At 51.7% G+C, this 12449-nt stretch carries 12 protein-coding genes; 6 read left to right on the top strand and 6 right to left on the bottom strand.

The window, feature by feature from the left end; translation table 11 throughout:
* Positions 1-3 precede the first annotated feature (3 nt).
* The 6 genes from rng to csrD form a co-directional block, all read right to left on the bottom strand.
* Positions 4-1473: a ribonuclease G gene (gene rng, locus EB241_RS14860; RefSeq protein ID WP_124233905.1), complete on the bottom strand. Its 1470-nt coding sequence runs from the start codon at positions 1471-1473 to the stop codon at positions 4-6.
* On the bottom strand, positions 1463-2059 hold the full coding sequence (locus EB241_RS14855; RefSeq protein ID WP_124233904.1) for a Maf family protein: 597 nt from the start codon (positions 2057-2059) through the stop codon (positions 1463-1465). Before EB241_RS14855 ends, rng begins: the two co-directional genes overlap by 11 nt.
* Positions 2060-2067: 8 nt before the next feature.
* Positions 2068-2556 (bottom strand): rod shape-determining protein MreD, encoded by a 489-nt coding sequence (gene mreD / locus EB241_RS14850; RefSeq protein ID WP_124233903.1) that lies wholly within the window; start codon positions 2554-2556, stop codon positions 2068-2070.
* The gene (gene mreC / locus EB241_RS14845) at positions 2553-3590 is read right to left on the bottom strand and encodes a rod shape-determining protein MreC (protein ID WP_124233902.1); all 1038 of its coding nucleotides are present in this window, start codon (positions 3588-3590) and stop codon (positions 2553-2555) included. The genes mreD and mreC overlap by 4 nt, the downstream gene beginning before the upstream one ends.
* A gap of 71 nt (positions 3591-3661) precedes the next feature.
* Positions 3662-4705, bottom strand: coding sequence for a rod shape-determining protein MreB (mreB, locus tag EB241_RS14840; protein ID WP_003855260.1), 1044 nt, complete (start codon positions 4703-4705; stop codon positions 3662-3664).
* Positions 4706-5027: 322 nt separating this feature from the next.
* Positions 5028-6977 carry an RNase E specificity factor CsrD gene (csrD, locus tag EB241_RS14835; protein WP_124233901.1) on the bottom strand — a complete coding sequence of 650 codons (1950 nt, stop codon included), beginning with the start codon at positions 6975-6977 and terminating at the stop codon, positions 5028-5030.
* Between the two features lie 194 nt (positions 6978-7171).
* Here csrD and acuI point away from each other — a divergent pair, with 194 nt between their 5' ends.
* From acuI to accC, 6 genes are all read left to right on the top strand, one after another.
* Positions 7172-8146 carry an acrylyl-CoA reductase (NADPH) gene (gene acuI / locus EB241_RS14830; RefSeq protein ID WP_124233900.1) on the top strand — a complete coding sequence of 325 codons (975 nt, stop codon included), beginning with the start codon at positions 7172-7174 and terminating at the stop codon, positions 8144-8146.
* Between the two features lie 111 nt (positions 8147-8257).
* A complete protein-coding gene (msrP, locus tag EB241_RS14825; protein ID WP_124233899.1) occupies positions 8258-9259 on the top strand; it encodes a protein-methionine-sulfoxide reductase catalytic subunit MsrP in 1002 nt (333 codons plus the stop codon).
* A complete protein-coding gene (gene msrQ / locus EB241_RS14820) occupies positions 9259-9861 on the top strand; it encodes a protein-methionine-sulfoxide reductase heme-binding subunit MsrQ (RefSeq protein WP_124233898.1) in 603 nt (200 codons plus the stop codon). The genes msrP and msrQ overlap by 1 nt, the downstream gene beginning before the upstream one ends.
* Before the next feature lie 237 nt (positions 9862-10098).
* Positions 10099-10551: a type II 3-dehydroquinate dehydratase gene (aroQ, locus tag EB241_RS14815; protein WP_124233897.1), complete on the top strand. Its 453-nt coding sequence runs from the start codon at positions 10099-10101 to the stop codon at positions 10549-10551.
* Between the two features lie 21 nt (positions 10552-10572).
* Positions 10573-11049 carry an acetyl-CoA carboxylase biotin carboxyl carrier protein gene (gene accB, locus EB241_RS14810; protein ID WP_124233896.1) on the top strand — a complete coding sequence of 159 codons (477 nt, stop codon included), beginning with the start codon at positions 10573-10575 and terminating at the stop codon, positions 11047-11049.
* 11 nt (positions 11050-11060) lie between these two features.
* Positions 11061-12410 (top strand): acetyl-CoA carboxylase biotin carboxylase subunit, encoded by a 1350-nt coding sequence (accC, locus tag EB241_RS14805; protein ID WP_124233895.1) that lies wholly within the window; start codon positions 11061-11063, stop codon positions 12408-12410.
* The last annotated feature ends 39 nt before the right edge of the window (positions 12411-12449 follow it).

Below are 12449 nucleotides of genomic sequence, written 5' to 3'. Positions count from 1 at the left end.
GCATCACATCATGACCACGTCAAACTGCTCCTGAGTGTAGAGCGGTTCGATTTGCACTTTTACCTGCTTGCTAACGAAGATCTCAACCTCCGCCAGCGCATGGGATTCATCCGTTTTCAGCGCTTCACCCACCGCGGGAGAAACATAGACCAGAAAGCGATCTGAGTCATAAGCATGATGCACCCGGACAATTTCACGCATAATCTCATAGCAGACCGTCTCCACTGTTTTCAGCGTTCCGCGTCCTTTACAGACCGGGCAGTCCTGGCACAGCACATGCTCAATACTTTCGCGCGTTCGCTTACGCGTCATCTCGACCAGCCCCAGCGGTGAGAAGCCATGGATCCCCGTTTTTACCCGATCTTTACTCAGTGCCTGCTCCAGCGAATGCAGAACACGCCGCTGATGGTCTTCATTATTCATATCAATAAAATCGATAATGATAATGCCGCCCAGATTACGCAGGCGCAACTGACGGGCAATCGCCTGTGTCGCCTCGATATTGGTATTGAAGATGGTTTCATCGAGATTACGGTGACCAACAAACGCCCCGGTATTGATATCAATAGTGGTCATCGCCTCGGTCTGATCAATGATCAGATAGCCACCGGATTTCAGTTCTACTTTGCGTTCCAGCGAGCGCTGAATTTCGTTTTCCACATCGAACAGATCAAAGATAGGCTGCTTACCAGTATAAAGCTCAAGTTTTGCCGTCATCTCAGGGATATATTCACTGGTAAACTCAACCAGGTGCTCATAAGTCAAACGCGAGTCGATGCGGATACGATCCAGTGCGGCCCCAGCGAAATCACGCAGAATACGCTGCGAAAGCGCCACTTCACCATACAGGCGACAGCGGGTCTGGTTACGTTTCTTACGTTCAATCACTTTGGTCCACAGCCGCTTGAGAAAAGCAGCATCTGAGGCCAGTTCAACTTCACCAACACCTTCGGCCGCAGTGCGGATAATGTAGCCTCCCAGATCGTCACAATATGACGCCACCACCGTCTTAAGACGATCACGCTCTTTTTCGCTTTCGATACGCTGAGATACACCAACATGAGATGCGCCCGGCATAAATACCAGATAGCGTGATGGCAGGGTGATATCGGTGGTCAGACGCGCCCCTTTAGTACCCAATGGATCTTTCACCACCTGTACCATCAGGTCCTGCCCCTGTCGAACCAGTTCGGAAATATTGCGGACGGAAAAATTTTTGCGCTCATCGCCAGCAACGCACTCGGTGTGAGGCACGATATCCGAAGCATGCAGGAAAGCGGCCTTTTCCAGACCAATATCCACAAAAGCGGCTTGCATTCCGGGCAAAACCCGACTTACCCGACCTTTATAAATATTGCCGACAATGCCTCTGCGGGCTTCACGTTCAATATGGATCTCCTGAAGGATACCGCCGTCGATCCAGGCAACGCGGGTTTCAGATGGAGTGATGTTAACCAGCAACTCAGCGGTCATGATGCATATCCCTCACGTCACGCAGCGACTGAAAATGCTCCAGCAACTCAACAGTTTCCACCAGCGGTAGTCCGACCACTGCGTGATAACTGCCGTTAATCTTTCTGACAAAGTTTCCGCCCTTTCCCTGGATGCCGTAAGCACCGGCCTTATCCATCGGTTCACCGCTGGCAACGTAACTGGCAATATCTTCGCTGGTGAGCGCGCGGAAGGTGACTTCGGTAGTCACCAGACAGTCCAGTTGTTGATGACGGTCCACTAACGCCACCGCTGTCATCACCACATGCGTCTGGCCTGACAGTTTAACCAACATTGCGCGTGCTGCCTGTTCATCAACCGGTTTTTCCAAAATATCGTTATTCAACACCACAATGGTATCCGCCCCTAATACCGGCAAATCATGCTCTGCTATCGCCAGACCAGCCTGTGCTTTTTCCCGCGCCAGGCGGCAAACATAGGCTTCGGCACTTTCGTCTGGAGACTTAACTTCTTCGATTGACGAACTCAGAGACGCAAAGTGCAGGCCAAGCTGCGTTAACAGTTCACGGCGGCGCGGAGATGCAGAAGCCAGATAGAGGGATATCATAATCGTCCTTATTGAACGGCGAACTGGCGACGAATTTTTCTCATCAACAGGAACAGCCAGGGCCACAAAATACCGTCCACAGCGCTGCCCCAGAAAATTTCAGGACGGAAGGAAATGTTGATGACCAGAAACTCAGCCCAGAAAACGATGACATCCATCGCCAGTGACAGCACCATCACCATCAGCGCCTGCTGCCAGAGCGCGAGATTGCGAAACAGCTGGAATTTGAACGCCACCAGGTAAGCCACAATGCTAAAAGCCAGCGCACGCACACCCAGCGTGGAACCGGAGATGAGATCCATTATAGAGCCCATCATAAAACCCGTGCCAACATTCACCCGGTGCGGCAATGCCAGCACCCAGTAAATCAGGATCAGTAGCAACCATGATGGCCTGAACATAATCAGTTGGTCCGGCCAGGGCATGATTTGCAGCACCAGTGCGACCAGAAATGACAGCCAGATAACCCATCGGCCATGGCTGCGATAGCTGGTCAAGGCTGGCTCCCATGGGAATCGGAGGCAGTTTGGTTAGTTTTTGAAACCGTGCCTGCTGCGGAGGGGGTCGTTACAGAAGACGTTGGCTGACTGGTGGGAGCTGGTGGCCCCATTAGCTCACTGGCCGATGGCAGAACCTGCGGCATCATCTGCATCAGACGCTCATTAGCCACACGGTGCACCTCGTTCGGTGCCAGCGGCATGGTACCGTTACGATCGGCCCCCCAAAGCAGAAGCAAATAACGCAGGCGTTGCAGGCCCGCGGTGGGGCGTGCCTGAATCACCGAATAAGCACGCTGCGTGTCCAGCCTGACGTTGGATACCACACCGACCGGGTAACCCTCAGGAAAACGCCCCCCCAGGCCAGAAGTCACCAGCACATCTCCGACGCGGATATCAGTGTTGCCCGGTAAATGCTCCAGCTGCAAATCTTCCGTACAGCCATTACCGGCGGCGATAACACGGATATCATTGCGTAACACCTGGATAGGCAAAGCATGGGAGGAGTCGCAGATCAGCATAACCCGACTGGTAATTTTACCCACCGCAACCACCTGACCCACTACCCCTTTATCGCTGATCACCGGCTGGCCTTCGTATACGCCGTTTATGCTGCCTTTATCGATAACCACCTGATCGGTATAGGGATCGGTGCCAGTAGAGATCACCTGGGTTACCATTTTTTGCTCGTCCTGACGCAAAGGCGAACCCAGCAATTCACGCAGACGGGCATTTTCCTGCCTGAATTGCCCTAATAACAGCAATTCGCTGTTTTTTAGCATCAACTCACGGTGTAACGCTTTGTTTTCCAGCTCAAGCTGTTGGCGCGACGCCAGGGTTTCAGAGAGGGTGTCCAGAGCCTGACGTGGCCCATTGGCCAAAAAATAGAACGGACTGACCGCCGTATCCATATAGGTGCGGATCTGGCTGAAAGCGCCCAGGCGACTATCTGCGATAATCACACCTATCGCCACTATCACCGCTAAAAACAAACGTAATTGCAGAGAGGGACCCCTGCTGAAGATCGGCTTCATAAATTCGGCGTATTCCTCGACATCTTAAAAAAGGAGCGTGCAGGGTTGGCACCACGCCCCTTCAGGGCAAATCATTCTTCGCTGAACAAATCGCCGCCGTGCATGTCGATCATTTCCAACGCTTTGCCACCACCACGCGCCACGCAGGTCAGCGGATCTTCTGCCACCACGACCGGAATGCCGGTTTCTTCCATCAACAGGCGATCGAGATTACGCAATAACGCTCCACCGCCGGTCAGCACCATACCGCGTTCGGAGATGTCGGATGCCAGCTCTGGCGGACACTGCTCCAGCGCGACCATCACCGCGCTAACAATACCCGTTAACGGCTCCTGCAATGCTTCAAGGATTTCGTTGGAGTTAAGCGTAAAGCCGCGAGGTACCCCTTCAGCCAGGTTACGACCGCGAACTTCGATTTCACGCACTTCATCACCGGGATAAGCAGAACCAATTTCATGTTTAATACGTTCTGCGGTGGCCTCTCCGATCAGGGAACCGTAATTACGGCGCACATAGTTAATAATCGCTTCATCAAAACGATCGCCACCAATGCGCACGGAAGAGGAATAAACCACGCCGTTCAGAGAGATAACCGCTACCTCAGTGGTTCCACCACCGATATCCACCACCATTGAGCCTGTGGCTTCAGAAACCGGCAGGCCCGCACCAATCGCCGCCGCCATAGGTTCTTCAATCAGAAAGACTTCACGTGCTCCCGCACCCTGCGCCGATTCACGGATTGCACGACGCTCAACCTGCGTGGCACCCACGGGTACACACACCAATACACGCGGGCTTGGACGCATAAAGCTGTTACTGTGAACCTGCTTAATAAAGTGCTGGAGCATTTTTTCGGTAACGAAAAAGTCGGCAATCACCCCGTCTTTCATCGGGCGGATCGCCGCAATATTACCCGGAGTACGACCCAGCATCTGTTTGGCGTCATGACCGACAGCCGCAACGCTTTTTGGGGAGCCGGCACGATCCTGACGAATAGCAACAACGGAGGGCTCATTAAGAACGATGCCCTGTCCTTTCACATAAATGAGGGTATTGGCAGTACCCAGGTCGATGGACAAGTCGTTGGAAAACATGCCACGAAATTTTTTAAACATACTGAAGGATAATCCTGCTAGCTGGGGGCGGAAAATAAAATCCGCTTACTTTACCAACCACACGAAGCAGCGACAAGGCGCAAAAACGCTCTACTTCGGTGAAAAATTATGCTATCTCTGCCTTAATCATTGGCCCCAAATAAGCTCTCAGAACACCTGCAATCAGGCTTCAGACTCCTACTTTGAGGCTAATATACGGACATAACATACATAAATTCTAACTAAAATCTAACATCACCCGGTATGACTGGTTGAACCGATTAACCATTGCCGACACCACGACCGCGCGGCTATTCTACGTGAAATCCGCATTAACGGCAGGCTAAACTCTGAATCTTTGCGAAAATTTTTTAACCTCGCTGTTAAGCAGTTCAGAAGGGGCAAAATAATCGCCCTGCCCACCCTGAATACCCAGCTCAGCCAGCGTATGCCACTCTGCCTGGCTTTTAACGCCCGCGGCAAAAACGCGTGTCGGGGTTCGTTTGCAACTCTCCACAAGGCTTTGCACAAAAAGTTGGTTCTCGGTACGTCGCTCAATGTTACGAACCAGCCCCGGATGCAGCTTGATCAGTTCCACATCAAACGGTTTGATGTAGCCGGTGCTTACCACCGTTAACCCCGCCTGACTTATAGCAATACGGCAGCCAAAACCTTTCAATAAACGAAAGGCATCATTGAGGCGGCTGATCTGTTGACATACATCAGCTTCTGCAAGTTCAAATAAAATGTAATTTCTTTGCGATTGCGTGTATTGCAGTAACATATCGCCTAGCCAGAATTGAAAGGAACGCCGTAATAACGCATCCACTGTGAGTGGAATGGCCAGCGTCTCTCCCGGAAAGATGGGTAACAGCGCCAGGATACGGCTTACCAGCTGACGATCGTAACCTTCCGCCATGCCCAGTTGCTGAACAAACGGCAGATATTCCGCCGATGAAAGCTCCTTGTCTCCGTCAAAGATCCTCGGCATCATTTCGCGGTGGTGCACGTTCCCTTCGCCAGTCACAGCGGGCTTTTGGTACAGGCGGACGCCTCCGCGCTGCAACGTGGACTCCAGTAAAGTTCGCCACTTCACGCTGCCGCGGCTACGATCCTGCTGCGGCACCTCGCCCACAGACCAGTTATTTCCGCCTGAAAGCGCGGCATGTCGCGTCGCCACCTCAACACTTTCCATTACCTGCTGTGTGCTCTGTCCACTGTGCCAACCACTGATACCAATGTGGATCATGTCTTCACGATCCAACATCCGCATCGGTGGCAACGCATCCACTGCATGGATAAGTTGTGAAGCGATACCATCGGCATCTTTCAAACTTCGATGTGGCAGCAGAACGGCAAAATCGCTGCGAAAATAACGCGCCAACAACGCCCCCGGGTAGCGCATCACAAATGTGGAGAGCAAATTGACCAGATCAAACAAATAATCTTTGGTCTGCCCCGGCCCCCAGTAATCACGCAGCGTATCGAGATCAGGTAAACGAATCATCATCACCATGCCATGTGACTCTGTACCTTCGGTATCTTCCAACATGGTGGAGAGCTGGTTATCGAAAAACATGCGGTTATTCAGCCCGGTTTTGGCATCCTTCGCGGCAAAAGATCGGATCAACGTATCGATGCGATTCCGCTGCTCACCAGCTTCATGAAGATCGCTCAAAAGCAGATCGATAGCGCTACTGGCTTTGGGCGGCCACTCGTGCACATTTCCGTGTCGAACGCTGCTCCTTTCCCCTTTCAGGACCATGCCAGCGCGATGTTCCAGAAACTCCATGCCCTGCAACTGGCGATAGAGCCAACGATGGGTAAAGAGCAGAATGAGGATCAAGCTGCTGACGACAAAAATGATAATGGTGAAAATTGAGGCGCCAACAAAAGAACAAAGCCAGGTTTTGGTGGTATCCACCCAAATGATGTTAAGCGTGAAGGCCGGATGGTTTTCCAGTCTGATTTCCGTCTGACGATATTTGTTTGGCTCATCTTCCAGTACCGCATCCTGATGGCGAGCCAACGCCAGGCGTTTCTGGCCGTTTTCAACAAAGATTACCTGGTGGATTTGCAACGGTCCCATCACCTGGGGCAACCAGGTAACCATCTGCTCCGGCGTTTCAGTCGTCAGGGTGCTATCAATCTCTTTCGCCATTGTCAGCAACCGATGCCCTGCACGTTCATCGCTGAGATAGAAAAAGCTTATTACGCAGCCCAGCAGCATCAGCAACATCGCTAATGCGCTCAGTAGCGTAATCATTGCAGAAAGTTTGGTGGTTAATCGCATCCCTGTGCTCTTTGACATCGGTTAAAAATAGATTCATTAACGACTGGAACAGGTTAATGACGTTCACCTGAGGGGAAAATAACACATCCCGGCATATTATTTATCAGATGATTTCAGAACAGTCATGAATATCGGGAGTATAGTGTGGTCAGATCCTGATTATACTCTGATGACCCACTTTTCAGGAGATTCTGATGCAAGCACTTGTTATTGAACAGGCAGAAGGCAAAACCCTTGCAAACGTGAAAATATTGGATCCCAATGCGCTACCGGCAGGCGATGTGCTGGTGGATATTGACTGGTCCGGTATCAACTATAAAGATGCGCTGGCTATCACCGGCCGGGGAAAAATAATCCGTCAGTTCCCAATGATCCCGGGAATTGATTTCGCCGGTAAAGTCCGTCATAGCGACGATCCCCGTTTTCATAGTGGCCAGGCGGTTTTACTGACGGGCTGGGGCGTGGGAGAAAATCATTGGGGCGGGCTGGCGGAGCAGGCAAGAGTGAAAGCTGACTGGTTGGTGCCATTGCCCAACGGGTTGGATGGCCGTAAGGCCATGATTCTCGGTACCGCAGGCCTGACCGCGATGCTGTGTGTCATGGCGCTGGAAGAAGGGGGCGTTACGCCGGAAACCGGTGAGGTTGTGGTAACCGGAGCCAGCGGTGGCGTGGGGAGCACGGCCGTCGCCTTGCTCAATGCATTGGGCTATCGGGTTGCCGCTGTCAGTGGACGTGCTTCCACCCACGATTATCTGCACAGGCTTGGCGCAACTGACATTCTGCCTCGCAGCGCTTTTGGCGAGTCACGTCCGCTGGAAACACAGCGCTGGGCAGGTGCCGTGGATACCGTTGGCGATACGGTGCTGGCAAACATACTGGCGCAGATGAACTATTCCGGTGTGGTGGCGGCCTGTGGTCTGGCTGGCGGGTTCGCTTTACCCACGACGGTCATGCCTTTTATCTTGCGCAATGTGCGGCTACAGGGTGTGGATTCTGTTAACACTCCGACATCACGTCGTATTGCCGCATGGCAAAGACTTGCCACTATTTTGCCGGAATCATTTTACCAACTGACGTCCCATGAAGCCTCGTTGTATGAAGCCGCTGAGCGTGCACTGAAGCTGATAAATAATGAAGTAATGGGCCGCATTCTGGTGAAAATACGTTAATTGCAGCGTCCTGTTCCACCAACATCACTTTTTGGCATTGCACACCAGCCTGGTGCGTGCTTTTTACTGATGCGCCGAGCTGTACATGCTCATCTCCCGGAGAAGCGTCTGATGAAACCCGTGAATAAACTGACCGAAAACGATGTCACGCCTGAAACTGTTTTCAATGTGCAGCGCCGTCAGATCCTGAAATTACTGGGGATTGGTACCGCTGCACTGTCGATCCCCACGGCGCAGGCCGATCTGTTGTCATGGTTTAAACCAGATGAGCGTCCAAAAGCCGTTCCCGGCAAAGCACTTGATTTTTCAAGCCCGGCACACTATCAGGCAAATTTACCGCTAACGCCGGAAGATAAAGTCAAAGGTTACAATAACTATTATGAATTCGGCCTGGATAAAGCCGATCCCGCCGCCAATGCCGGGACGCTGAAAACAACCGACTGGAAAATTGAAATTAATGGAGAAGTGGCAAAACCGTTGACGTTCAGCATGGAAGATATTTTTAAGCGCTTTCCCATGGAGCAACGCATCTACCGTATGCGCTGCGTTGAAGCCTGGTCGATGGTGGTACCGTGGATAGGCTTTGAGCTGGGTAAATTGCTGCAACTGGCCGAACCCACCAGCAATGCGCGTTACGTCGCCTTTCAGACGGTGTACGCACCGGATGAAATGCCAGGGCAGAAAGACAGTTTCACCGGCGGGGGAATAAATTATCCCTATGTTGAAGGATTGCGACTGGATGAGGCGATGCACCCGCTAACAATGCTGACCACCGGCGTTTATGGTAAAGCGTTACCGCCACAAAATGGTGCGCCTGTCCGCCTGACCGTACCGTGGAAATACGGCTTCAAAGGAATAAAATCCATTGTCAAAATCTCCCTGGTGAAAGCGATGCCGCCAACCACATGGAACCAGCTTGCCGCCGACGAATACGGATTTTATGCCAATGTTAACCCACATGTTGACCATCCCCGCTGGTCTCAGGCCACAGAGCGTTTTATCGGTTCCGGTGGCATTCTGGACGTGAAACGCCAGCCTACCTTGCTTTTTAATGGTTATGCAGAGCAGGTGGCGTCACTTTACCGGGGCATGGATCTGCGGGAGTATTTTTAATGGCTCGCCTGAGCGTAAAACAGATTTTCGGCCTGAAAATTATCCTGCATCTTGCGGGTTTTTTGCCATTGCTCTGGCTGATTTTGTCCATCAATCAGGGCGGGTTCAGCGCCGATCCTGCAAAAGACATTCAACATTTCACCGGCAGAATGGCGTTAAAGTTCCTGCTGGGTACGCTGCTGGTGACACCGCTGGCACGCTACGGAAAGCAGCCTCTGTTAATCCGAATTCGCCGGATGTTGGGCCTATGGTGCTTTGCCTGGGCCACATTCCACCTGGTGAGTTATGCCCTGTTGGAGCTGGGGATCAATAACCTTGCTCTGCTGGGTTCAGAAATGGTCACCCGCCCTTACCTGACGCTGGGTATTATCAGCTGGTTTATATTGTTATCACTGGCCCTGACGTCATTTCAGAAAGCGCAGAGCGCGTTGGGAAAACGCTGGCAAACCCTGCACAACACCCTTTATATTGTGCTGATCCTTGCGACCATTCATTATCTTTGGTCAGTGAAGGTTTTCTCTCCTCAGCCCTGGATTTACGCCGTCCTGGCGCTTATTTTGCTGGCATGTCGCTACAAAAAATTTCGCCAATGGTGGCACTAAAATGCACTGAAGCGAGCAGCTTGCGGTCGAAATGTGGCTTCAACGTCCGGTGATTGGCCGCTGCCAGGGATTATCTTCGCTGATAAGACCAGTATTTTGCTGTGAATTGCCACGAAATCGTTATAATGCCCGGCGTTGAACCTGCGGATAAGCCAAATTTCATTGTTAAAGGTGACAAATGGCTTTTCCCATTGTATTTTGTGCGACGATTCAATTATCGCAGGAGATAGCGGCAAGATGGCTGAAAAGTTTCACATACTGCTCTTGAACGGCCCCAATCTGAATCTTCTTGGTACCCGTGAACCAGATAAATATGGGAAAACGACGCTGGCAGAGATCGTTAGCGACGTAACATTGCAGGCTGACGCACTCAAGGTGAAGCTGAGCCATCTCCAGTCGAATGCGGAATATGCACTAATTGAACGCATTCATGAGGCGAAAGATAATGTCGATTACATCATCATTAATCCGGCGGCTTTCACTCATACCAGCGTAGCCCTTCGTGATGCCCTGCTTGCAGTCAGCATCCCATTTATTGAGGTGCATCTGTCAAACGTGCATTCCCGTGAGCCTTTTCGTCATCATTCTTATCTTTCTGATATTGCTGCGGGTGTCATCTGTGGCCTTGGTGCCGACGGTTATTCCTGGGCTTTACAGACAGCTGTAAAACGCCTGTCACAATCTAATTAAACAGAGTACGGAACCACAATCATGGATATTCGTAAGATTAAAAAACTGATCGAACTGGTTGAAGAATCAGGTATTGCTGAACTGGAAATTTCTGAAGGTGAAGAGTCTGTTCGCATCAGTCGCTCCCCGGCAAACACGGGTTACCCGATGATGCAGCAAGCCTATGCAGCACCGATGATGCAGCAGCAGCAGCCTGCACTGGCTACCGCCGTTGCGCCAGCAACCACGCCAGCAATGGAAGCACCTGCGGCTGCCGAGATCAGTGGTCATATCGTACGTTCACCAATGGTCGGTACCTTCTACCGCACGCCAAGCCCTGACGCGAAAGCGTTTGTTGAAGTGGGTCAGAAAGTTAATGCTGGCGACACCCTGTGCATCGTTGAAGCAATGAAAATGATGAATCAGATCGAAGCCGATAAATCGGGCGTTGTAAAAGCGATTCTGCTCGAAAGCGGTCAGCCTGTTCAATTTGACGATGCCCTGGTCGTCATCGAATAACGAGGCCTACCATGCTGGATAAAATTGTTATAGCTAACCGTGGTGAGATTGCGCTGCGTATTCTTCGTGCATGCAAAGAGCTGGGGATCAAGACTGTCGCCGTTCACTCCAGCGCAGACCGGGATTTAAAACACGTACTGCTGGCAGATGAAACCATTTGTATCGGCCCTGCTCAGTCAGTCAAAAGCTACCTCAATATCCCTGCGATTATCTCGTCAGCCGAGATAACCGGGGCTGTCGCCATTCACCCTGGCTACGGGTTCCTGTCCGAAAATGCGGATTTTGCCGAGCAGGTTGAGCGTTCAGGCTTTATATTTATCGGCCCCAAAGCAGAAACTATTCGCCTGATGGGCGACAAAGTTTCCGCTATCACCGCCATGAAAAAAAGCGGCGTGCCAACCGTTCCGGGTTCGGACGGTTCTCTGGGCGACGATATGGAAAAAAACCGGGACATTGCAAAGCGCATAGGTTATCCGGTAATTATTAAAGCTTCTGGCGGCGGCGGCGGTCGAGGTATGCGTGTGGTTCGGGGTGATAAAGACCTTGAGCAATCCATTAACATGACGAAAGCGGAGGCCAAAGCGGCTTTCAATAACGACATGGTTTATATGGAGAAGTACCTGGAAAATCCGCGCCATATCGAAATTCAGGTCCTGGCAGACGGCCAGGGCAACGCCATTTATCTGGCAGAACGCGACTGCTCGATGCAGCGTCGTCATCAGAAAGTGGTGGAAGAAGCGCCAGCGCCGGGTATTACGCCTGAGCAGCGCCGCTTTATCGGCGAGCGTTGCTCAAAAGCTTGCATCGAAATCGGCTATCGCGGAGCAGGTACATTTGAGTTTCTGTTTGAAAACGGCGAGTTCTACTTCATTGAAATGAACACCCGTATCCAGGTTGAACATCCGGTGACAGAGATGATAACCGGAGTGGATCTGATCAAAGAGCAATTGCGTATTGCCGCCGGTCAGCCGCTGTCGATCAACCAGGATGATGTGGTGATCCGTGGTCATGCGGTGGAATGCCGTATTAACGCTGAAGATCCCAACACATTCCTGCCAAGCCCCGGAAAAATCACCCGTTTCCATGCGCCTGGTGGTTTCGGCGTGCGCTGGGAATCGCATATCTATGCAGGTTACACCGTGCCTCCATACTATGACTCCATGATCGGCAAGCTGATCACCTACGGAGAGACACGTGAAGTGGCGATTGCACGCATGAAGAATGCACTGGCAGAACTGATCATCGACGGTATCAAGGTTAACGTTGAGCTTCAGATGAAGATCATGAACGATGAGAATTTCCAGCGTGGTGGTACCAATATCCACTATCTGGAGAAAAAACTCGGCCTTCAGGAAACCTGATCCGACGCTGTTGTTACCAGGAAGGCCGGTATAACCGGC

The organism is Erwinia psidii (genome assembly GCF_003846135.1).
Classification (GTDB): Bacteria; Pseudomonadota; Gammaproteobacteria; order Enterobacterales; family Enterobacteriaceae; genus Erwinia; species Erwinia psidii.
Note: the sequence above shows the minus strand (reverse complement) of the source record. Positions and strands in the feature narration are given on the sequence as shown.